At 45.4% G+C, this 23,822-nt stretch carries 17 protein-coding genes and 4 pseudogenes; 17 read left to right on the forward strand and 4 right to left on the reverse strand.

Features of this window, described 5'->3' with window-relative positions; genetic code table 11:
- The first annotated feature begins 26 nt into the window (after positions 1-26).
- The 3 genes from ldcB (at position 27) to holA (ending at position 5,339) form a co-directional block, all read left to right on the forward strand.
- Positions 27-2,807 (forward strand): LD-carboxypeptidase LdcB/DacB, encoded by a 2,781-nt coding sequence (gene ldcB, locus ACVC7T_RS00615; protein ID WP_447262271.1) that lies wholly within the window; start codon positions 27-29, stop codon positions 2,805-2,807.
- Between the two features lie 124 nt (positions 2,808-2,931).
- Positions 2,932-4,245 carry a serine hydrolase gene (locus ACVC7T_RS00620; RefSeq protein WP_447262272.1) on the forward strand — a complete coding sequence of 438 codons (1,314 nt, stop codon included), beginning with the start codon at positions 2,932-2,934 and terminating at the stop codon, positions 4,243-4,245.
- A gap of 62 nt (positions 4,246-4,307) precedes the next feature.
- A complete protein-coding gene (gene holA, locus ACVC7T_RS00625; protein WP_105160438.1) occupies positions 4,308-5,339 on the forward strand; it encodes a DNA polymerase III subunit delta in 1,032 nt (343 codons plus the stop codon).
- Positions 5,340-5,447: 108 nt separating this feature from the next.
- On the opposite strand, the gene ACVC7T_RS00630 is transcribed toward holA, so the two are convergent.
- Positions 5,448-5,555 (reverse strand): putative holin-like toxin, encoded by a 108-nt coding sequence (locus ACVC7T_RS00630; RefSeq protein WP_209306925.1) that lies wholly within the window; start codon positions 5,553-5,555, stop codon positions 5,448-5,450.
- 273 nt (positions 5,556-5,828) lie between these two features.
- Between ACVC7T_RS00630 and sodA the strand changes: the two genes are divergently transcribed.
- The 13 genes and pseudogenes from sodA to ACVC7T_RS00695 all read left to right on the forward strand — a co-directional run bounded on the left by sodA (position 5,829) and on the right by ACVC7T_RS00695 (position 21,105).
- The gene (gene sodA / locus ACVC7T_RS00635) at positions 5,829-6,434 is read left to right on the forward strand and encodes a superoxide dismutase SodA (RefSeq protein ID WP_105160439.1); all 606 of its coding nucleotides are present in this window, start codon (positions 5,829-5,831) and stop codon (positions 6,432-6,434) included.
- A 247-nt stretch (positions 6,435-6,681) separates the two neighbouring features.
- Positions 6,682-8,751, forward strand: a complete 2,070-nt coding sequence (locus ACVC7T_RS00640; RefSeq protein ID WP_447262326.1) for a surface-anchored 5'-nucleotidase — start codon at positions 6,682-6,684, stop codon at positions 8,749-8,751.
- A 177-nt stretch (positions 8,752-8,928) separates the two neighbouring features.
- Positions 8,929-9,615 (forward strand): annotated as a pseudogene (locus ACVC7T_RS00645) (Crp/Fnr family transcriptional regulator).
- Positions 9,616-9,770: 155 nt separating this feature from the next.
- Positions 9,771-10,061: pseudogene (locus tag ACVC7T_RS00650) on the forward strand (helix-turn-helix domain-containing protein); the annotation flags it as partial.
- A gap of 3 nt (positions 10,062-10,064) precedes the next feature.
- A complete protein-coding gene (locus tag ACVC7T_RS00655; RefSeq protein ID WP_105110601.1) occupies positions 10,065-10,499 on the forward strand; it encodes an LPXTG cell wall anchor domain-containing protein in 435 nt (144 codons plus the stop codon).
- Between the two features lie 427 nt (positions 10,500-10,926).
- Entirely contained in the window at positions 10,927-12,156 is a 1,230-nt protein-coding gene (arcA, locus tag ACVC7T_RS00660; RefSeq protein ID WP_105110553.1) for an arginine deiminase, read from the forward strand.
- 1 nt (position 12,157) lies between these two features.
- Positions 12,158-12,605: pseudogene (locus tag ACVC7T_RS00665) on the forward strand (GNAT family N-acetyltransferase).
- 125 nt (positions 12,606-12,730) lie between these two features.
- The gene (gene argF, locus ACVC7T_RS00670) at positions 12,731-13,744 is read left to right on the forward strand and encodes an ornithine carbamoyltransferase (RefSeq protein WP_105137029.1); all 1,014 of its coding nucleotides are present in this window, start codon (positions 12,731-12,733) and stop codon (positions 13,742-13,744) included.
- A 171-nt stretch (positions 13,745-13,915) separates the two neighbouring features.
- Positions 13,916-14,863: a carbamate kinase gene (gene arcC / locus ACVC7T_RS00675; RefSeq protein WP_447262273.1), complete on the forward strand. Its 948-nt coding sequence runs from the start codon at positions 13,916-13,918 to the stop codon at positions 14,861-14,863.
- Between the two features lie 139 nt (positions 14,864-15,002).
- Entirely contained in the window at positions 15,003-16,124 is a 1,122-nt protein-coding gene (locus tag ACVC7T_RS00680; protein ID WP_105160446.1) for an aminotransferase, read from the forward strand.
- A 315-nt stretch (positions 16,125-16,439) separates the two neighbouring features.
- Positions 16,440-17,942 carry a YfcC family protein gene (locus ACVC7T_RS00685; protein WP_447262274.1) on the forward strand — a complete coding sequence of 501 codons (1,503 nt, stop codon included), beginning with the start codon at positions 16,440-16,442 and terminating at the stop codon, positions 17,940-17,942.
- Positions 17,943-18,007: 65 nt separating this feature from the next.
- Entirely contained in the window at positions 18,008-19,354 is a 1,347-nt protein-coding gene (locus ACVC7T_RS00690) for a dipeptidase (protein WP_447262275.1), read from the forward strand.
- 134 nt (positions 19,355-19,488) lie between these two features.
- On the forward strand, positions 19,489-21,105 hold the full coding sequence (locus ACVC7T_RS00695) for a C69 family dipeptidase (RefSeq protein ID WP_447262276.1): 1,617 nt from the start codon (positions 19,489-19,491) through the stop codon (positions 21,103-21,105).
- Between the two features lie 79 nt (positions 21,106-21,184).
- Here the strand turns inward: ACVC7T_RS00695 and ACVC7T_RS00700 are convergent.
- The 3 genes and pseudogenes from ACVC7T_RS00700 to ACVC7T_RS00710 all read right to left on the reverse strand — a co-directional run bounded on the left by ACVC7T_RS00700 (position 21,185) and on the right by ACVC7T_RS00710 (position 22,891).
- Positions 21,185-21,655, reverse strand: a pseudogene (locus tag ACVC7T_RS00700) (arginine repressor).
- Positions 21,656-21,682: 27 nt separating this feature from the next.
- Positions 21,683-22,711 carry a tRNA preQ1(34) S-adenosylmethionine ribosyltransferase-isomerase QueA gene (gene queA, locus ACVC7T_RS00705; RefSeq protein WP_105110544.1) on the reverse strand — a complete coding sequence of 343 codons (1,029 nt, stop codon included), beginning with the start codon at positions 22,709-22,711 and terminating at the stop codon, positions 21,683-21,685.
- Between the two features lie 9 nt (positions 22,712-22,720).
- Positions 22,721-22,891, reverse strand: coding sequence for a hypothetical protein (locus ACVC7T_RS00710; protein WP_162840655.1), 171 nt, complete (start codon positions 22,889-22,891; stop codon positions 22,721-22,723).
- A 131-nt stretch (positions 22,892-23,022) separates the two neighbouring features.
- Between ACVC7T_RS00710 and ACVC7T_RS00715 the strand changes: the two genes are divergently transcribed.
- Positions 23,023-23,727 carry a glucosamine-6-phosphate deaminase gene (locus ACVC7T_RS00715; protein WP_447262277.1) on the forward strand — a complete coding sequence of 235 codons (705 nt, stop codon included), beginning with the start codon at positions 23,023-23,025 and terminating at the stop codon, positions 23,725-23,727.
- Positions 23,728-23,822: the final 95 nt, after the last annotated feature.

The following is a 23,822-nucleotide window of genomic DNA, read 5'->3' on the forward strand; positions in this document are numbered from 1 at the left end:
AATAATTACAAAGGAGGATTAGAAAAATGAATAAACGTTGGTACACTAAGCAAGAGAATCGTTTCTCCATTCGCAAATATTCTGTTGGTGCAGCTTCTGTCTTGCTTGCAACCCTTTCTTTTATGTCTAGCCAAATTGCAGCTGCTGATGAGATTCAGTCAACGCCGCCTAGTGAAGAAAATCCAGTTCTTGTTAGTCCTCCGATTGTGACTAGAGAGATAGTTGAAACTATTTCGGAGACTACAAGTGCCAGCGTGGCTACAAGCAGCGTAGGGACACAGACGGAGGCTGCTGTGACTGAAGTTCCGACTGTTCAAGTACCAGTGCTTCCTAAGCAAGGGACTTATACATTTACTGAAAAGACTGGAATCAAAAATGAACCTGCCATCGCTAGCCAGGATCAATTTTATTATGATAAGGGGCAAAAGGTCATCTATGATAAGGTTATGACAGCGGATGATTATCAGTGGATTTCCTATGTTTCCTTCAGTGGTACTCGTCGTTACGCCCCTATCAATAAGCTAACAAAAACAGAACCAACGCCTACATTAGTTACTGATAAGCCTGTTGAAACTCCGGCAACCAACCAAACTCAAACCGCAGAGACTTCCCTCAAATTAGCTCCTCAAGGTAGCTACACCTTTACCGAGCGTGTAGGTGTCAAACGCGAAGCCAAAATGACCAGTCCAGATGTTGCTTTTTATGATAAGGGTATGAAGGTCAACTATGACAAGGTCATCACCGCTGACAGTCATCAGTGGTTGAGTTACATTTCCTTCAGCGGCGGTCGTTCTTATATTCCACTGGCTAAAGTTGCACCTGTAAGCACTCCAACCGTTAACAAACCTGTTGAAACTGCCACACCTGTATCAGAACTCCCTAAAGCTGGTACTTATCGTTTTACTCAAGATATGCCTATCCGCAATCAGCCTAAAATGAGTAGCCCAGCGGAATATTTTTATCAAAAAGGTGAGAAAGTCAATTACGATTCAACACTGGTAGCGGATGACCATAATTGGATTTCTTATGTTTCTTACAATGGAACTCGTCGTTACATTGCCATTTCAAAAGTCGCTACACCAGTCACTCCGGTGGTTCAAACTCCACCAACAACCCAAACTGAAACCGCAGAAGCGTTTCTCAAACTGGCTCCACAAGGTAGTTACACCTTTACCGAGCGTGCGGGTGTTAAACGTGAAGCCAAATTGTCTAGCCCAGATGTAGCTTTTTATGATAAGGGTATGAAGGTCAATTATGACAAGATTATCACCGCCGATAATCATCAGTGGTTGAGCTACATTTCCTTCAGCGGCGGTCGTTCTTATATTCCAGTGGCTAAGGTTGCACCTGTAACCACTCCAACCGTTCACAAACCTGTTGAAAGTCCAAAACCAGACAAACCAACTGTCACCCCAGTAACATCCCAAACTGAAACCTCAGAAGCGTCTCTCAAATTGGCAGCACAAGGTAGCTACACCTTTACCGAGCGTGTGGGTGTTAAACGTGAAGCCAAATTGTCTAGCCCAGATGTAGCCTTCTATGATAAGGGTATGAAAGTTAACTACGATAAAGTTATCACCGCCGATAATCATCAGTGGCTAAGCTACATTTCCTTCAGCGGCGGTCGTTCTTATATTCCAGTGGCTAAGGTTGCACCTGTAACTGTTGAAAGTCCAAAACCAGACAAACCAACTGTCACCCCAGCAACAACCCAAACTGAAACCGCAGAAGCGTCTCTCAAGCTAGCTCCGCAAGGCACCTACACCTTTACTGAGCGTGTTGGAGTAAAACGCGAAGCCAAAATGACCAGTCCAGATGTTGCCTTTTACAACAAGGGCATGAAGGTCAACTATGACAAGGTTATCACCGCCAATAATCATCAGTGGTTGAGCTACATTTCCTTCAGCGGCGGTCGTTCTTATATCCCAGTGGCTAAGCTGACTGATAAGGCTGACAAACCAGCAGTTTCAAATCTTTCGACTGAGACACAGGCAAATCAAGCCAAGCTTACCTTCAACGGTCAATACTACAGCGTTGATGGCAAGTACGGTCCAGTTATCATTGTCAATAAACAGCATGGGCTGGCTTCCACCTATAACCCAGGTGAGAATCCGACTGCTCGTAACGCTTATCAGAACTTACGCAATGACATGATTCGCCAAGGATTCAACGTTGGCAAGGCCTACAGTGGCTTCCGTAGCTATGAGACCCAGCAGTCTCTCTATCTGAACTATGTTCAACGTGATGGGCAGGCTGCGGCGGATCGTTACTCAGCTCGCCCAGGTCACAGTGAGCACCAGACTGGCTTAGCCTTTGACCTGACAGATGCTTCAGGCGCTTTATTGACAAATAGCAGAGCAGAGCAGTGGCTCAAGGACAATGCCCACAAGTACGGCTTCGTTGTTCGCTACCTACCAGGAAAAGAAGCAGTGACAGGCTACATGTCTGAGCCATGGCATCTCCGTTACGTTGGTAAGGAAGCCAAGGATATTTACCAATCTGGTCTGACTCTTGAGGAATATTACGGTATTCCAGGGGGAGATTATCAGAAGAAACAAACTGTCCAAGCTAATCAAGCTAACAGTGGTGCTACAAATGTCGCTGCTCAGCCATTGCCAGCAAAAGGAACCTACCGTTTTACCAAGGGAGCAGTTGTCCGAAACGCAGCAAAATCTACGAGCCCAGCTCTTTACACCTTCGCAGCCGGTGAAAGCATCAATTACGACCGTGTGGTGAAAGAAGACGGTAAAACCTGGTTATCCTATATTGCCTATAGTGGAAATCGTCGCTATGTTCAAATTGCTTAAATGAGCTAGAACCTTTTCCAAAACTCACTTGTTCAGCATAATTCAAGTGAGTTTTTTCATCTCTTTTTACAAATGAGGCTTTTCTATGCTATACTAGTAAGGGTAAATTCGAGACGGAGGAATCATGAAAAAGGTTATTAGTTTAGTATTGTTGGTTTGTTGGTGCTTCACCCCCCTACATTCTGTTTTGGCTGCAGAGTCAATTGTAGACATTGCCAAGGCGGCAGGTTATCCAGCTAGTGAAGAGACTGCGCCAAAGAGCTCTATTGTTATCAATGCAGACAATGGTCAGATTTTATGGGACGACAATGGAGATTTAGTGCGCGATCCAGCAAGCACGAGCAAGGTAATGGTGGTGTATTTGACTCTAGAAGCCATTAGTCAGGGAAAAATTACCCTAGACACAGAAGTGGTTGCGACAGAGCAAGACCAGGCTATTGCCCAAATCTATGCCTTGAGTAATAATAATATCCTTGCAGGTGTTAGTTACAAAGTCAGAGAGTTGCTGACTATGACCCTGGTTCCCTCGTCCAATGTGGCGACACTGATGTTGGCACATTTGATTTTTGAAGGGGATGACGCTGGATTCCTTACATTGATGAATGATACGGCCCAGGCTCTGGGAATGAAGAATACGGTATTTTACAACGCGACGGGGGCTATTACAGAGGCCTATGAAGGTTTATATGCTCCGGAGGGAGTTGATCAAAGCCTGGCCAATGAATCAACCGCTAAGGATTTGGCTATTCTTGGCTATCATATGATTAAACGCCACCCAGAGGTTCTGGAATTCACAAATGCGACCAAGGTGACAGTCAAAGAAGGTACTCCGAATGAGGAATCGTTTGAGGCCTATAACCACTCTCTGCCTGGTGATCCTATGGGAATTGAAGGGGTAGACGGTCTGAAAACGGGCTCTAGCCCAAGTGCTGGTTACAATTCGATTGTCACTGCTAAACGGGGTGATACCCGCCTGATTACGGTAGTTCTAGGAGCGAGCGAGTGGGGCGATCCAGAGGGTGAATTTGTTCGTCATTATTATGTCAATGGCCTCTTGGAAAAAAGCTTCGAAGACTACAAACAAGCAACGGTTCTTGAACCTGGGAAACACACTGTAAATGGTGAGGAAATCCGTATTGAACAGCCCTTGACCGGTTTGGTTAAGGAGGGGGAAGAGCCAAGTCTGACGATTGAGAACAATAAGGTCATGCTTGCCAATTCTATTGATTCAAGTAAGGGAGTGGACATTGTCGAAGAAAAACCTGTGGTAGATACGGTTCTTGAAACGACTAGTTCCCTCATTTCCTCTCCTCTAATGCCTTATATCCTCTTGGGACTGGGAATTTTCTTTGGTCTGTTGGTGCTCCTTTTTATCATTTCACGCATCAAGAAAAAACGCCGGAGGGTGCGTGCTGGTGGCCGACGAGGGTCTAGATAGTAAATATGATATCGAGGGGGCTAAGTAAGCCTCCTTTTTCATCTACATGGTATAATATTCCTATGACAGTTATTGAACAGATTGAAACAGTAAAAAAAGATAAATTGGGCTTACTGACGGTGCTCTGCGGTGAGGACGTGGGTCAATACCAGATAGCCAAGGACCGCCTGCTGCAACAGTTGGAGTTTGATCCGGCGGACTTGACCTATGCTTATTTTGATATGTCTGAGGCGGATTACAGCCAGGTGGATTTAGATTTGGTGTCCCTACCCTTTTTCTCGGATGAGAAAGTGGTCATTTTGGATTATTTTGCGGATATTACGTCTGATAAAAAGCGCTATTTGACGGATGATGAGCTCAAGCTTTTTGAGGGGTATTTGGAAAATCCGGTTGAGACGACGCGTTTGGTCATCCTAGCCCCTGGTAAGCTAGATAGCAAGCGCCGTTTGGTGAAAATTCTCAAACGAGATGGACTGATTCTGGAGGCCAATCCTCTCAAGGAAAATGATTTGAAGGCTCATTTTCAGAAAGAAATTGGTCGCCTGGGGCTCAATCTAGATGCCCAGACCTATCACTATCTCTTGGTCAAATCCAATTTTGAATTTGCTGAAGTCAGTAAAAATCTAGCCTTTCTCCAATCCTATAAGGGGCAGGAGCAGATTTCACAGGCGGACATTGATGCGGCTATTCCTAAGACCCTGCAGGATAATATTTTTGACCTGACCCAGCTGGTCCTCCAGTCTAAGATGGATGAGGCAAGGAGCCTGGTGCGGGACTTACGCCTGCAAGGGGAGGATGAGATTAAACTGATTGCGATTATGCTGACCCAGTTTCGAACCTATCTGCAGGTGCAAATCATGCAGGAGCAGGGGCGGAGTGAGCAGCAGATGGTGGCGGAATTGTCTGAGATTTCGGGGCGCAAGGTCAATCCTTATCAGATTAAGTTTGCCCTGCGTGACTCAAGGCATCTGTCGGTAGGCTTTCTCAAGAAGGTGGTGCGCTTGCTGATTGAGACGGATTACCAAATAAAGACTGGAGTCATGGACAAGGATTACCTGTTTGACTTGGCCCTGCTTAAAATCGCTACGAGTTGATTTGAGGCAATGGAGATGATAAAACTTGAAAAAAGAAGTCATAAGTTATAATAAAAATATAAAAGGAGTTAGCTCCAACTAACTCCTGCGAAAATCCGTTTAAGACGGTTATTTCTTTTTATCTGTAAGCAGGTTTAGCGCTATGACAAGTGTTAATAGGTTGATGGTAAAACCGCCAAACTCTAGCATCACTTGCAAAGCCTCTGCTGTGGACAAAAGTTGTTGCTCATTTCTAATAGGATTTTATTGGCTATGTGCATAGGCATCACCGTACTTTCAAAAATAATTAAAGGGGATTGTAGAAGCAGTCCCTATCTCCCGCCATCACAATTGTAATAACGGGTAGAAAATAGTTATTGATGTTTTACTATCTAATATACTGTCTCATTCTGCTCAAAATCGCTACGTCGTGATTTTCAGACAAATAAATTGAAAAGGCTGCCAGAAAGCGGTAAAATAAAACTATCAAATTGATAGGAGAATTCGATTATGGCAATTATTTTACCAGACCTACCTTACGCTTACGACGCTTTGGAGCCACACATTGATGCAGAGACAATGACGCTTCACCATGACAAGCACCATGCGACTTATGTGGCAAATGCCAATGCAGCGCTTGAGAAGCATCCTGAAATCGGTGAAGACTTGGAAGCTCTTCTTTCAGATGTTGAGTCTATTCCAGCGGACATCCGTCAAGCTTTGATCAACAATGGTGGTGGTCACCTCAACCACGCGCTTTTCTGGGAATTGCTTTCGCCAGAAAAAACAGAAATTTCAGCAGAATTGGCAGCGGACATCGATGCAACATTTGGTTCATTTGATGACTTCAAAGAAGCTTTCACAACTGCAGCAACAACTCGTTTTGGTTCAGGTTGGGCTTTCTTGGTTGTTAACAAAGAAGGCAAGTTGGAAGTTATTTCAACAGCCAACCAAGATACACCGATCATGCAAGGTTTGAAGCCAATCTTGGCCTTGGATGTTTGGGAACATGCCTACTACCTCAACTACCGCAACGTTCGTCCAAACTACATCAAAGCATTCTTTGAAGTCATTAACTGGGACAAAGTAAACGAGCTTTATAAAGCGGCTAAATAACAGACAGAACAAGTGGGGAAACCTGCTTGTTTTTTGTTGTATGATAGTTTATGCTCCTAGAAACAAAATATCGAATGAAATAAGAAATTCACCTCCATTTTCATAATATTTCTGATTTTTTCACTACAATTTCACATAAAACGAACATTTATCGTTATTTTTATAAAAAACGTTGTTTTATCTTGCCTTTTGCTGAGAATAGGATTATGATAATTATATAAAATTAATATAAGAACAAGGAGTCATTCTGATGAAGAATATTCGTTTGAAGTCTAGTATCTTGGCCTTGGTAGCTGGTTTTAGTGTGGCAGCTACGCAAACCACCCTGGCAGATGAGTTGGCTGTGCAAATCATGGGAGTCAACGATTTCCACGGTGCATTGGATACAACTGGTACAGCTCGTTTGGAGGGGGAAACTGTCCGTAACGCTGGTACAGCGGCCTTGCTAGATACCTACATGGATGATGCTCAAGTAGAATTTGAAGCAGAAGCAACAGCTAAAGCAATTCCAGCGGAATCTATCCGTGTTCAGGCTGGTGATATGGTTGGTGCCAGTCCAGCCAACTCAGGCCTCTTGCAGGATGAGCCAACTGTCAAAGTCTTCAATGAAATTGGCGTTGAATACGGAACCTTGGGTAACCACGAGTTTGACGAAGGTTTGGCAGAATTCGACCGTATCGTGACTGGTCAGGCCCCAGAAGCTGGAAAATTCAACCCAATCGTGGATAGTTATGACCGCCAGGCTTCTACGCAGGAAATTGTCATCGCAAACGTGGTAGATAAGGCAACAGGCGAAATTCCATTTGGCTGGAAACCATATGCTATCAAGACCATTCCTGTTAATGACAAAGTTGCCAATATCGGCTTTATCGGTGTGGTAACAACAGAAATTCCAAACCTTGTCTTGAAGGCAAACTACGAACAATATGACTTCCTTGACGAGGCAGAAACCATTGCCAAATATTCTAAGGAATTGAACGACCAAGGTGTCAAGGCGATTGTTGTTCTTGCCCACGTTCCCGCTACAAGTAAGGAAGGTGTGGCAGCTGGTGCAGCAGCGGATATGCTGGAAAAACTCAATAGCCTCTACCCAGAAAACTCAGTGGACCTTGTCTTTGCGGGTCATAACCATGTCGCAGTAAATGGCACAGCGGGTAATACCTTGATTGTCCAAGCAACTTCACAAGGTAAGGCCTTTGCGGATGTTCGTGCTATTTATGAGACAGATATCGCAGACTTTGTGGCTATTCCAACGGCGACTATCAAGGCAGTAGCACCTGACCAAAAAACACCGTCCGCAACCATCCAGGCCATTGTCGATGAGGCAAATACCATCGTCAAACAAGTGACAGACAAGAAAATTGCGACTGCGGCGTCTACAACAGCCATTTCTCGTGATGTTAATAAATTCAAAGAAAGTGCAGTCGGAAATCTGGTGACAACTGCCCAGCTGGAAATCGCTAGAAAATCTGGCTACAATGTTGATTTCGCCTTTACAAACAACGGTGGTATCCGTGCAGACCTGGCTGTTCAAGAAGATGGTACAGTGACGTGGGGTGCTGCACAGGCTGTTCAGCCATTTGGTAACATCTTGCAAGTGGTGGAAATGACTGGTGAGCAAATTATCACTGCCCTTAACCAGCAGTACGATGAAGGTGAAAAATACTTCCTTCAAGTGTCAGGTCTTAACTACATTTACACAGTAGCGGACAATCCAACGGAAGAAAATCCATACAAGGTTGTCAAAGCCTACACAGCTGATGGGCAAGAATTGGACCCAGCTAAGACCTATACCCTGGTTATCAACGACTTCCTCTTTGGTGGTGGTGATGGATTCGCAAGCTTCAAGGGTGCCAAATTAGTCGGCGCTATCAATCCAGATACAGAAGTCTTTGTTGAATACCTGTCAGACTTGGAAAAAGCTGGTCAGAAAATCACTGCTCAAATCGATGGCCGTAAGAAATTTATAGAGAAAGAAGAGCCAGCTCCAATTGAGGAAGAAACTTCACCGTCAGACCAAACTCCTCAAGGGGAAACAGAGAAGCCAACCCCAGAAGACCCAACTAATCCAAAACCAGAACAAAAACCAACTCGACCAACCGACCCAATCCTAGACCCAACCACAGAACAAAAACCAACTCGACCAACCGACCCAATCCTAGACCCAACCACAGAACCAAAGCCAACTCTATCTAGCAAGGAAGAGAAAACATTGCCAAACACTGGTCAATCTGACTTGACAGCTCTCCTTATCAGCTTGGGTGGATTGGTATCACTGGGTACAGCTGTTTCAATTAAGCGCAAAGAAGTTCAATAAGCTCCTTACACTTGATAGCAAGCGGGATTCAATCCTGCTTGCTTTTTGTGTATTCCTTTTCAAAATTAAAGATATTTTGATATAATGAATATAGGAGTCGCTAAAAATTAAGCTAAATGACACCGGGGTCACCACGTGGATGTTCAATAGCCGTAGAGAAATAGGATGAGGAGTGCCATGATTACAACTGACCAGTATATGTACCTGAAAAATCATCCAAGCTTTAATCAGCTGTCCGTGGAGCATTTTGATCAGCTGGCCAAGGAAATCCGGTTTCGGAAGATTCCCAAGGGTCAGGTCATTTTCTATGCGGAAGACAAGCGTGACTATCTCTTTGTCATCGGCAAGGGTTATGCTCGGATTTAGCAGTATGATGAGACGGACACTTACAGCTACCTAGATTACATTCGGCAGGGCGGTTCATTTCCTTTTGGAGATATGTTTCAGGACAAGACCTACCATTATACGGCCATTGCCATCACGGACTTGGAGTACTTTATTATTCCTATGGCTCTTTATGAAAAGTATTCCATGCGCAATCCGAGGCAATTGGTCTATATCAACAGAAAATTGTCCAATATCCTGCGTTTTCAGGAGCTGCGTTTGCGCAATGCCATGGTGTCAAAGGCCAGTAGTCGAGTGGTTCAGGTCCTAGCCTTACTTTACTGGGATATGTGCCGGCGAGAGTCCTTGGAGGATTTACAGTTTGACATTAGTATCCAAGAGATTGCCCGCCTGGAGGCTACGACTAGGGAAACTGCTAGCCATGTCTGCAAGGAATTAAAGGAAGCTGATAAAATCGCTTACGGCCACAAGCGCCTGACCTACAAGGATGTTCCTTTCTTTCTCAAAAGTTTAAATTAGTTGATTCTCCTTCATAGACAAGTCCGTTGGGCTTGTCTTTTAGTTATTGTAAACTATTACATAAAAATCCCAAGTTGTAAAATGAAGTGCAAGAAAAAAGACAAGTTCGTCTGATATACTAGAATTCCCCAACTCAGCATAGAAAGCAGATGAACATGTCCAACACTCATTCTACCAGAAAAACATCCTATTCTCATCTCTCAGCCACAGAACGTGGTGAAATTGCTGCTTATCTTAAAATGGGAAAGAAACCAATTGAAATCGCTCGACTTCTGGGTCGTCACCGGTCTACAATCTGTCGAGAAATCAAACGCGGTTCAGTAGATCAGGTACAGGATAAGAATGGGAAACGAACTTATTTCAGCACCTATTTCGCTGATAGTGGACAACGTGTCTATGAAACCAATCGCCGAAAGTGTTCTTATCTCAAGTTGAATGATTGCTCCGCGATGACTGTTCCTGCAGATTCAACATTACCAGGTGAAGGTGGCGATGTCCCAGTTATTCCACACGTTCCAGGTTATGTTTCGGTTAATCCAGGTGCGAATGAGCCGTTGAAACCAGTAAATCCAGAAGATCCATCTAAAGGCTACATTCCACCAGTTCCAGGAAACACAGGTGAAGATACACTTATTCCTTATGTACCAGTTAAGGATGATGGTCAACCAGGAGAGCCAGGTACTGATGATAAGCCAGGTGGACCAAATGGTGGCGATAACAACCCAGGCGGTAACAACCCAGGTTCCGACACTCCAGCACAACCATTTACAGCTGGACAATTGCCAAACACTGGTGAATCTTCATCAGTAGCAGGTGTTCTCGGAGCAGCAATGCTGGTTGCATCCCTTGGCCTTGCAGGCAAACGCCGTCGTCGCGAAGACTAGGCAACAACTTCCCATCTTAGCATGGGGATCATTGAGTAGGAGCAGTCAGCCCTATCTGCTGAGGGCCCTCTCCTCTTGATTATATTAAGCTTCTTATGATGTGATTGGAAACGTCCTCCCTCTTAACCAATCGCATCTGTAGGAGATAGACTCTATTGTCAAAACTGATAGGAGAGTTTTTTTGTTACTTTTAACAAAAAAAATAAATATTGATTACATTGCTAAAATGGTAGAAATATTGATTATTTGGCCGCATTTTTGCATAAAAATCTACCATGTCTCCTGAAAATGAGAAATTCCTCTCATATTGATTGCTAAAAACTTCATGATTGCATCCGCTTTCTTTGATAAAGTATAGGTGAACAGGCGAGGAAATACTTACTCAACCTTGCCACAAAGAAAAAAATATATAATAGGAGGTACTGAGATGTCTACACATCCCATTCACGTTTTTTCAGAGATTGGTAAACTGAAAAAAGTTATGTTGCACCGGCCAGGTAAGGAACTTGAAAACTTGATGCCGGACTATTTGGAGCGCTTCCTCTTCGATGATATTCCATTCTTAGAAGAAGCTCAGAAGGAGCACGATGCTTTTGCTCAAGCCCTGCGCGATGAAGGAGTAGAGGTTCTCTATCTGGAGCAATTGGCAGCGGAATCCTTGATTAGCCAAGAAGTTAAGGAACAATTCATTGATGAATACCTGAATGAAGCAAATATCCGCGGACGTGCAACCAAAAAAGCCATTCGCAAGTTGCTCTTGGCGATTGAGGACAATCGTGAGTTGATTGAAAAGACCATGGCAGGTGTGCAGAAGTGTGAATTGCCAGCGATGCCTGAGGAAGAAACTGGTTTGACAGACTTGGTAGAATCCAGCTATCCATTTGCCATTGATCCAATGCCAAACCTTTATTTCACTCGTGACCCATTTGCGACTATTGGTAACGCGGTGTCTCTTAATCACATGTATGCGGAGACTCGTAACCGTGAAACGCTTTATGGAAAATATATTTTCACCTACCATCCTGACTATGCAGGTAAGGTGCCATTGGTTTACAATCGTGATGAAACCACTCGTATCGAGGGCGGTGACGAGCTTGTCTTGTCTAAAGACTTGTTGGCGGTTGGTATTTCTCAGCGGACAGATGCGGCTTCGATTGAAAAACTGCTCATCAATATCTTTGAACGTGGCGTTGGCTTCAAGAAAGTGATTGCCTTTGAATTTGCCAATAGTCGTAAGTTCATGCACCTGGATACGGTCTTCACCATGGTAGACTATGATAAATTTACCATCCACCCTGAGATTGAAGGAACCCTGCGTGTCTTCTCTGTGACTTATGAAAATGAAACTCTGCACATCGAGGAAGAGCATGGTGATTTAGCGGAAGTATTGGCAAGCAATCTGGGTCTTGAAAAGGTTGATTTGATTCGTTGCGGTGGCGGTGACTTGGTTGCTGCTGGTCGTGAGCAATGGAATGATGGTTCCAATACCTTGACTGTGGCACCTGGTGTGGTTGTTGTTTACAAGCGTAATACCATCACCAATGCGATTTTGGAATCCAAGGGACTTCGCTTGATCAAGGTCAGCGGTAGTGAATTGGTTCGTGGTCGTGGTGGTCCACGTTGTATGTCAATGCCGTTTGAGCGGGAAGATATTTAAGATGAAGAATGAAAAACTTGTGGTCGGCTCGCAGGCCTGGGAACGGGCATGCTCCATCTATGTGCGATTCCAAGTTTTTGTCCTGGAGCGCTCGATTCATCTCGAAGATGAATTTGATAGCCATGATCAAGAAGGACGTGTCTATGTGAATCTCTTGATTGGTGAAAAACCTGTCTCAACTGGTCGCTTTCTTCCAATAGGTTCAGGGAGAGCGCGGTTGACACGGATTGCTACCTTGGCCAGTCATCGGGGTAAGGGCTATGCTAGAAGTATCATCATGGCCCTGGAAGACTATGCCAGAGAGGTAGGTATTCACCACTTGGATATCCATTCGGAGCTGACGGCTAAGACCTTTTATGAGTCTTTGGGATATGTGGCCAGTTCAGAGCTTTACCAGGAAGATGGGGGAATGGTGCCAGACCCTGTCAAAACGATTAGACAATGATTAGAATCTATATTCACGGCTCGGTAAGGCTAGTTTTTTACGAAATACAGTCAGTATTCCAGCAAAAAACTATCTCTTATCTACATTTACCTCACTTGTGAATACAGCTTTTTAGAAGAGGAAAGACAAATGACAAATATTTTCAAAGGAAGACATTTCCTAGCAGAAAAAGATTTTACACGCGCAGAATTGGAATGGTTGATTGATTTTGCGGCACACTTGAAGGATTTGAAACAGCGCAATATTCCGCATCGTTATTTGGAAGGGAAAAATATTGCTCTCTTGTTTGAAAAAACGTCCACTCGTACCCGTGCGGCCTTTACAGTAGCTTCCATTGATCTGGGTGCTCATCCAGAATATCTGGGTGCCAACGACATTCAATTGGGCAAGAAAGAGTCAACTGAGGACACCGCAAAAGTTTTGGGCCGGATGTTTGACGGGATTGAATTCCGTGGCTTTAGCCAAAAAATGGTCGAAGAATTGGCAGAATTCTCTGGCGTACCTGTCTGGAATGGCTTGACCGATGCTTGGCATCCAACACAGATGTTGGCCGATTATTTAACCGTCAAGGAAAACTTCGGCAAGTTGGAAGGCGTGACTTTGGTTTACTGTGGCGATGGCCGCAATAACGTTGCTAATTCTCTCTTGGTGACTGGTGCTATTCTGGGTGTTAATGTGCATATTTTCTCACCAAAAGAACTCTTCCCAGATGAAACAGTCGTGGAATTGGCGCAAGGATTTGCCAAGGAAAGTGGCGCGCGTATCCTGATTACGGATGATGCGGACGAAGCAGTTAAGGGCGCAGATGTCCTTTATACAGACGTTTGGGTGTCTATGGGTGAAGAAGCTAAGTTTGAAGAACGGGTGAAAATGCTCAAACCTTACCAAGTTAACATGGATTTGGTGAAAAAAGCTGGCAACGAAAATCTCATCTTCTTGCATTGCTTGCCTGCCTTCCACGATACCAATACCGTTTATGGCAAGGATGTGGCTGAGAAATTTGGAGTAGAAGAAATGGAAGTGACAGACGAAGTCTTTCGCAGCAAATACGCTCGTCATTTTGACCAGGCTGAAAACCGCATGCACACAATCAAAGCAGTAATGGCTGCGACCTTGGGTGATCCATTTGTGCCAAGAGTGTAATATAGAAGTATAAAATTACTTGCTTGCCAATCTCCGAGATATTGGAGGTTGAGAAGTAGGTCGATGAAATGACAGTAGCAGTGGGTGGGCTGGCTTTTGACGAGTCAGTCCTCCCTTCAAGAGAATCGTGAAAACGGTTTCCTGAATAAAAGAGAGGAGTGATTTTGCTCTATGGCAAATCGTAAAATTGTCGTGGCTTTGGGCGGAAATGCCATTCTATCATCCGATCCATCAGCCCAAGCCCAGAAGCAGGCCTTGGTTGACACAGCCAAGTACCTGGTTAAGTTGATAAAAAATGGTGATGACTTAATCATCACACACGGAAATGGTCCGCAGGTAGGCAATCTGCTGTTGCAAAATTTGGCGGCTGATTCTGAGAAAAACCCTGCCTTTCCACTGGATAGCCTGGTGGCCATGACCGAAGGCTCTATCGGCTTTTGGTTGCAAAATGCCCTGGAAAATGAGTTGGCCAAGGAAGGCATTAAGAAGGATGTCGCATCAGTAGTGACCCAGGTCATTGTTGACAAGGCAGACCCTGCTTTTGAGAATCTGACCAAGCCAATCGGTCCCTTCTATACAGAAGAGGAAGCCATGGCTGAAGCGGAAAAAACAGGAGCAACCTTTAAGGAAGATGCTGGTCGTGGTTGGCGCAAGGTCGTTGCCTCACCAAAACCAATTGGTATCAAGGAAATCGGCACCATTCGTACCCTCTTGGATGCAGGGGAAGTGATTATTGCCGCAGGTGGTGGTGGTATTCCGGTTATTGAGGAGGCTGATGGCACCTTGACAGGGGTAGAGGCTGTTATTGATAAGGATTTTGCCTCTCAATGTCTGGCTGAACTGGTCGATGCAGATCTCTTTATCGTTCTGACAGGTGTGGACTATGTCTATGTTAACTTTAACAAACCAAATCAAGAGAAGTTGGAGCGCGTGACGGTGGCAGAATTGGAAGAATACATCAAACAAGGCCAATTTGCACCAGGTTCTATGCTGCCTAAGGTAGAGGCGACGATTGCCTTTGTCAATCATAAGCCAAGCTCCCAGGCAGTTATCACCTCTCTTGAAAATCTTGGTGCCTTGATTGAATCAGAAAGTGGCACCATCATTGTCAAAAGTTAAGCAGTAAATGAAAAGGAAGAGGGCCTAGCCAAGGGTAATTGTGAGGACTTGATTTCGGACTATGTTATAATAACAAGGATTGATTCTGGAAATCGGACCTGCTTGTCCGAGCTTCTGGATAGAGAAGAGGGGAAGAAAGATGGACATTCAAGCCTTTGGTGTAGAAGAATGGCTCAATGAGTGGGAAACTCAAGCCAAATATGATATTGCAGGTAGTTCGATTGCTTCAATGACCTTGGAAGAGGTCTTGGCTTTGGGAGATGGCCAGGCGGTAATGGGGGATTTATTGCAAGCCAAGATGAACTACGGCTGGATAGAAGGTTCACCTGCCTTTAAGGAAGAAGTTGCCAAGTTATACGAGACAGTCAGTGTCGACTCGATTCTTCAGACCAATGGTGCTACAGGGGCCAACCACTTGGCCATCTATGCCTTGATCCAGCCAGGAGATCATGTGATTTCTCTCTATCCGTCCTACCAACAGTTGTATGATATTCCTCGTTCTTTTGGGGCGGAGGTAGACTTGTGGCGGATTGATGAGAAGCGTGATTGGTTGCCTGACTTGGAGGACTTGAAGTCCCTCCTTCGGCCAAATACCAAGATGATTTGTATCAATAATGCCAACAATCCGACGGGGTCTGTTATGACCAGGGATTTTTTGGAGAAAGTGGTTGAACTGGCTCGGAGTGTGGGTGCCTATATCTTGTCAGATGAGGTCTATCAACCCTTGGAAGAAGGGATGGATGTGCCTGCCATCGTTGATTTGTACGAAAAGGGCATTTCGACCAATAGCCTGTCTAAGACCTATTCCATTCCTGGGATTCGGGTTGGTTGGGTGGCAGCCAACAAGGAATTGTCGGATTTGTTCCGCAAATATCGAGATTACACCATGATTTGTGCTGGTGTGATTGATGATGCCTTGGCGACTCATGTATTGAAAAATAAGGCAACCATCCTGGAGCGCAATCGCCGTCTGGTAGAAGGCAATCTGCGGATTCTCCAGGATTGGGTAGAACATGAACCCCATGTGCAACTGGTCTTCCCAAAACAGGTATCAACTTCTTTTATTCGATTGGATATTCCAGAAGATACGGAGAGTTTCTGCCTTCGTCTCTTGCAGGAAGAGGGGGTCTTGCTGGTACCGGGCAATCGCTTTGATATGCCGGGCTATGCGCGACTGGGCTATTGCACCTATCGGTCGATTCTCCAAGAAGGCTTAAAGCGCCTGTCTGCCTTCCTGCGTCAGTTTGACGACCTGGATTAACTTTATTCATTTACTTGCTCAAACCTCTTTTGATAAAAGGCTTGGCGATTAGCTTAGAAATCTATTTTCTAAGTCTAAGATTGTTCCAGCCTATGTATTTGTATGTAGGAATCTATATTCACAGAGCAGTGCATTTGGCTATGACTGGTTTTCTGTCAATCATCCTAGTTTTTCCAGAATATCTTGTATGCTTGAAGAAATTATCTTGATAAGAAAAACTTTCTGATCTAAATGTTCCTTGCTTGTGTATAGAGCTTCTAAGTGTTTTTCCTGTGAAAAACAATCATGTAAAAATATATTAGGAGGTTTTTTGCCATGAGCGAAAAAGTAAAAAAAGGCTTTAAAATGCCTTCATCTTACACTATACTCATGCTCATTATTGCCGCGATGGCAGTGATGACCTGGATTATTCCTGCGGGTCAATATCAGGTTGATGATGCGGGAAACTTTATCACAGGCACCTATGAAGCTGTGGACTCAAATCCGCAGGGTATCTGGGATGTCTTTATGGCTCCGGTTCGGGCTATGCTGGGCCACGGAGCAACATCAGCTGCCATTGATGTCTCCTTCTTCATCTTGATGGTTGGGGCTTTCCTGGGAGTTGTGAATGAAACTGGAGCGCTGGACGTAGGGATTGCCTCTATCGTGAAGCGCTTCAAGGGCCGTGAAAAATGGTTGATTTACATCCTTATGTTCCTCTTTGCCCTGGGTGGTTCGACCTATGGTATGGGCGAGGAAACCATGGCCTTCTTCCCTCTGTTAATTCCGGTTATGATGGCGGTTGGCTATGATAGTCTAACTGGTGTTGCCATTATCCTCTTGGGTTCACAGATTGGCTGTTTGGCTTCAACGGTCAACCCATTTGCGACTGGTGTGGCATCAGCGGCAGCAGGGGTTTCCATCGCAGATGGTATGATCTGGCGGATTGTATTTTTCATCGTTATCCTCGGTTTAGGCATGTTCTTTGTGGCATCTTATGCGGAAAAAGTGAAAAAGGATCCTACCAAATCACTGGTCTACAACCAGCGTGAAGCAGACATGGAGCATTTCAATGTTAATGCCGACCGTGAGGTCAATGATACCTTGACACCTGCCCAAAAACGTGTGCTGGTCCTCTTCTTCCTAACCTTTGCCTTCATGATTTTGAGTTTCATTCCTTGGGAAGACTTGGGCGTGAATTTCTTTACAGATATCAAAGAATGGCTGATTTCCATTCCAGTTCTTGGTCAAATTGTGGGGATTACGACCTATCCATTTGGATGGTGGTACTTCCCAGAAGGTGCTATGCTCTTTGGTGTAGCCGGTGTTATGATTGGTGTTGTCTACGGAATGGAAGAAGAACGCCTGGTCAAATCCTTCTTGAATGGTGCAGCCGACCTGCTCAGCGTTGCCTTGATTTGTGCGGTGGCGCGTGGTATCCAGGTCATTATGAACGATGGTATGATTACAGCTACCATCCTCAACTGGGGTGAAGTTGGTCTGCAAGGCCTATCTCCTCAAGTCTTTATCATCCTGACCTATCTCTTCTATCTGCCAATGTCCTTCTTGATTCCATCAACTTCAGGTTTGGCAGGAGCTTCTATGGGTATCATGGCTCCTTTGGGCGAATTTGTCAATGTGCCTGCTAGCTTGATTATCACAGCCTTCCAGGCAGCGTCTGGTGTCCTTAACCTGGTAGCACCGACATCTGGTATTGTAATGGGTGCCCTGGCTCTAGGACGTATCGAAATTGGTATCTGGTACAAATACGTTGGTAAATTGATTGCCGCTATCATTGTGGCTTCCATCCTCATTCTGGCAGTAGCAACCTTCTTTTAGACTAGGCAATATAGCCAACTACCCATGAATGTTTTCCGACTATCGGATAGAATGGAGGTATTGAGGTGACAAGGAATTTTATCAGAGAGGAAGACAAGCAGGCTTGTCTAGCGGCCATTCAAGATTTGGTCGCCTTCCCCTCTATTTTACAAGAACATCAAACCAAGACACCATTTGGTCAACCGATTCAGGATGCCTTAGAATTTACCCTGGACTTCTGTCGTCAGCTAGGCTTTTCAACCTATCTGGACCCGGCAGGTTATTACGGCTATGCTGAGGTGGGGCAGGGTCAGGAACTTTTAGCCATTCTCTGTCATTTGGATGTGGTGCCGGCTGGTGACCTGACCAAGTGGAAGACGCCCCCTTTTGAGGCTGTGATAAAGGACGGTCTCATGATTGGGCGGGGGGTGCAGGATGACAAGGGACCATCCATGGCTGCGCTCTTTGCGGTCAAGGCCCTGATGGATGCTGGTGTGACCTTTACCAAACGTGTGCGTTTTATCTTCGGAACGGATGAGGAAACGCTCTGGCGTTGTCTCCATCGCTACAATCAGCTGGAAGAAGAGGCTACAATGGGCTTTGCACCGGATTCATCCTTCCCGCTAACCTATGCTGAAAAGGGGCTCTTGCAGGCCAAACTCCATGGTCCAGGTCAGGGAGATTTGCACCTGGAGGCTGGGACGGCCTACAATGTCGTACCGGCTAAGGCTTGCTATTCTGGCCATCTCCTGGCCAGCGTTATTGCTGAGTTGAAGCAATTGGGCTTTGATTATGAAATGGATGACGACAGGGTTGTCGTACTCGGTCTGTCCAAACACGCCAAGGATGCGGCCCAGGGTGTCAATGCCATTGTGCGCTTGGCCAAGGCTCTGGATAAGTTTGAGCAGCACCCAGCTTTGGACTTCATTGCCAATACGATTGGAGAGGACGCGACGGCTCAGGGCTTATTTGGAGATGTAAGTGATGAGCCGTCTGGTGCTCTGAGTTTCAATATTGCGGGTCTGACCATCGATTCCCACCGGTCTGAAATTCGTCTGGATATTCGCATTCCAGTCCTGGCAGATAAGGACCAGCTGGTGGAGACTCTGTCTGTTAAGGCAGCAGCTTTGGGTTTGACCTATGAGGAATTTGACTATCTCCCATCCCTTTATGTCCCTCTGGACAGCCAGCTAGTGACTACGCTGATGGCTGTTTATCAGGAAAAAACAGGTGATTTAGACAGTCAGCCCATCTCATCTGGAGGAGCAACCTTCGCTCGGACCATGCCAAATTGTGTGGCCTTTGGGGCTTGCTTCCCATCAACGCCACAAACTGAGCATCAAGAAAATGAACGAATGCCCCTGGGAGACTTGTATAAGACCATGGACATCTATGCTGAGGCGGTCTATCGCCTAGCAGGTTCTGATCAATAGAAGTTGGAAAGGTATCAGCTTCTAGTAGCTGATTGGAATTCCACTTCCAAATTGTGTTCTTATCAAAACCTGTGTCTGCTGGCTCTATGTGGATACAGGTTATTTTTTGCACTGATTTCAGAATGGAGGAAATCATGAAGAAAAAGTTATCAGCTATACTGTTGCTTTTGTGCAGTAGTCTATGGATTGGTCAGCCAATCGTGTCAGCCTGCACGGGTTTTGTCATCGGTAAGGACCTGACTACAGATGGTTCCTGGCTTTATGGACGGACAGAAGACCTGGAACCAAATCACAATAAGACCTTCCGCGTGTATCCACGGACGGAAAATGAGCAAGGGGCCAAGTGGGAAGACCAGTCTAATGGTTTTACCTATCCTTTGCCAGCAGTATCTCACAAATACACAGCGGTACCCGATGTTACTCCGGAGTATGGTGTCTACGACGAGGCTGGTTTTAATGAACATGGCCTGTCAATTTCAGCGACCGTTTCTGCAACGGCAAATGATGACATTCTAAAATTGGATCCCTATGTAGAAGATGGATTGGCAGAATCTTCCATGACCAGTATTGTTCTCCAATATGCTAAAACGGCCCGTGAAGCTGTAGACCTGGTCGCAAAAATTGTGACTGAAAAGGGCTCAGCAGAAGGGAATATTGTCCTCTTTGCGGACAAGGAAGGCATCTGGTATATGGAAATCTTGTCTGGTCACCAGTATGTAGCTATCAAATTCCCAGCAGATAAGTTTGCTGTCTTTCCAAATACCTTCTATCTAGGTCATATTGATTTTTCGGATAAGGAGGGCGTGATTACTTCTGACAATGTCAAAGGTTTGGCGGAAGAAGCGGGTACCTACAAGGAAGTGGACGGTCAGTTTCATATTGCCCAATCCTACAATCCACCGCTATCAGACGCCAACCGTTCGCGGTCATTTTCAGGCATCAAGTCATTGGACCCGGATTCCAAGGTGACCTACGAAGATGATTACTATGAATTATTGCACACGACGGATAAAAAATTGGGCTTGGAAGATGCCATGGCCCTGCAGCGAAACCGTTTTGAAGGCTTGGATTTGAAACCTCTGGACCAAATGGAATTGGACGGTAAGGGCAAGCCTGAGAATAAGAATGCTATCGATGGCTATGCCTATCCGATTTCTAATGAAAATGTCATGGAGGCCCATATCTTCCAGCTCAAGGATGAATTGCCTGTAGAAGTCGGTGGCGGAGTGATGTGGTTAGCCATGGGAAGTCCGCGCAATGCACCTTATCTACCGTATTTTGGTAATATCACAGACACCTATAAGGCCTATCAGGACACCAGCACAGAATACAGTGCGGATTCTTGGTACTGGGTTATTTCTCATATCAACGATATGGTAGCTCAATATCCAGATGAATTTGGTACGGAAGTCATTGACCAAGTCAAGAGTCTGGAAGCGGACTGGATCAAGGAACAGTATGTATTGAACCAGGAAATCATTTCCCTAGTAGCTGAAAATCCTGAAGAGGCAAGCAAGCACGCCACTGAAACCAGTATCAAGCGGGCGGAAACAACCTTTGCCCGTCTGAAAGAGATTGAGAAGGACTTGGAGGCGCGTGTCGCTACTCTAGAAGCAGAAGCAGCGCCTGAGAAAAAAGAAGAGACCAGTGAGGAAAAATCATCTTCCATGAATGTCCTTCCTTACGCCCTACTGGGCCTTGCTGCAGTTGCCAGCGCAGTTTATTTGTTCAAAAAGAAAAATACAAAATAATCTATTTTGAACTAGTCTGAAATAGGTATCTTAATAAAAAAAACTCCTAGCTCACTTTGGAACTAGGAGTTTTTGTCACTTACTTGGAAAAGAAGAAGGGGGGTGTGTAGTGCTTGAGCTCTTCAAAGCAGGTCAGCGCCGCTTCCTCGTCCTGACAGATAATCAGGCAAACATCGTCTCCGCAGACGGTTGCAATGATTTCAGGAATTTCCATGGCATCTAGGATAGAGCCAAAGGTTCCGGCCAGACCAGGTAGGGTCTTCAAAACCACCTGGTGTTGGACGGGTTTCAAAACTACCAGGGCGTCCTCCATATAGAGGCGGAGCCGCTTTTCCCACCGAGATGGCGCTATCGGATTGATGATATAGTGGGCGGAGTTTGCTTCATTGACCTTAACAAGATTGAGCTGTTTGATATCGCGCGACAGGGTGGACTGGGTGACCGTCACACCGTTGGTCTCTAGCAAATCTTGTAACTCCTGCTAGGTGTGGATTTTCTTTTCCAGGACCAGGGAGAGGATGAGTTGGTGCCGACTTTCAATCTTATTCATTGCAAACTCCTTTATACAGTGCAATCCTTATTGGATAAACATGGCATCGCCAAAACTGAAGAAGCGGTATTGGTGGTCTACGGCGTGTTTATAAGCTTCCAAGACAAATTCCCGGCCGGCAAAGGCAGATACCAGCATGACCAGGGTTGATTTGGGTAGGTGGAAGTTGGTAGAAAAGGCATCGACAATGCGGAACTGGTAGCCGGGCTTAATGAAAATATTGGTCCAGCCAGAGTCAGCTTCCAGTCGGCCGTCAAATTTATTGCCGATGGTTTCAAGGGTGCGAATCGAGGTGGTGCCGACAGCGACAATGCGTCCGCCAGCAGCCTTGACCTGGTTGAGTATTGTTGCAGCCTCGGCCGTCAAGGTATAGAATTCTGAGTGCATCTCATGCTCATCCAGATTATCAGCTGATACTGGTCTAAAGGTTCCCAATCCCACATGGAGGGTCAGATAGACTAGCTTGACACCCTTGGCCTCGATTTTTTGGAGCAATTCTTCTGTGAAATGGAGACCAGCTGTCGGTGCCGCCGCGGAGCCATTTTCCTTGGCATAGACGGTCTGGTAGCGGTCGCGGTCTTCTAGGGTCTCATGGATATAGGGCGGAAGTGGCATTTCTCCCAGGCTTTCTAAGACTTCTAGGAAAATGCCCTCGTAGGCAAATTCGACGATGCGACCACCGTGTTCCAATTCCTGGGTCACTGTGGCGGTCAGTCTGCCGTCTCCAAAGGCAACAGTGGCGCCGACCTTGAGCCGCTTAGCTGGCTTAGCAAGAACTTCCCACTGGTCCCCCTGGGTATTTTTCAGGAGCAAAAATTCCACATGACCACCAGTCTCAGACTTAAAGCCGTGGAGACGGGCCGGTAGGACACGGGTATTGTTCATAACCAGGGCATCGCCTGGATTGAGCTGGTCGATGATGTGGTCAAAATGGCTGTCCACCATGGTCTGTTTTTCCCTATCCAGGACGAGCAGGCGGGAGCTGTCCCGTTTTTCAAGAGGGACTTGAGCAATCAGCTCTTCGGGCAATTCAAAATCAAAATCTGTTGTTTTCATATCAACTCCTTACAAAAAAATAGCGTATAAAAAGTAGGCTAGAACTAAAAATGGTGATGCAATCAATAGTCCACCAATCCCATAGAGAATACGCTTGAGCAGGACTTGATTTTTCACAAAATACCCAATCAGACAGAGGATATTTCCCAGAAAAAATAGAATGAGTAAATCTTTTAACATACCTTCATTATAGCATTTTTAGGGGGAATAGGCTAGCAGGATGGGAATTGTAAGCAAGATGACTTGACAAAAATTGGTATATACCATATAATAAAATTAGGAAAACGGTCTATACCAAAAAGGAGGTTACCATGAAAGTTCATGTAGTCCAAAATCAAGCAGAAGGCGCAGCTTTGGCCTTCAATTTATTAAAAGAAAAATTAGCCGGCGGTGCCAAGGTCCTCGGTTTGGCAACAGGTTCCAGTCCTCTGGAATTTTACAAACTCATCCGCGAGAGCGACCTGGACTTTTCTGACCTAATCTCGGTCAATCTGGACGAATATGTCGGGCTAGGCGAGGAAAGTAATCAGTCCTATATCTATTTTATGAAGGAACAACTCTTCAATAGCAAACCCTTCAAGCAGTCCTACCTGCCAAATGGATTGGCTGAGGATGCGGCAGCTGAAACAGCCCGCTACAATCAAATTTTGGCAGACAAACCCATCGATTTTCAAATCCTGGGTATCGGTCGCAACGGCCACATCGGCTTCAATGAACCAGGGGCGCCCTTTGACGGTCAGACTCACTTGGTTGATTTGGCTCCTTCGACCATCGAGGCCAACAGTCGCTTCTTTGAGACCATTGAGGAAGTGCCAAAACAGGCTATTTCCATGGGGATTGCTAACATCATGGCGGCAAAAACCATTGTCCTCATGGCCTATGGACCTGAAAAAGCCGACGCCATCAAGGCAACAGTGGAAGGGCCAGTGACCACAGATGTCCCTGCCAGCGTCCTTCAGAACCACGAGGATGTAGTCCTCATCGTGGACCAGGCAGCTGCGAGCAAATTAAGCTAACAATAATCAAGAAACCACTCTTCAAGTTGGATGACGATTCTGGCTGGAAGGGTGCTTTTTTTCTATTCCTAAAAATAAATGTTCGGAAAAATGAA

The organism is Streptococcus sp. P25B114 (assembly GCF_053010325.1).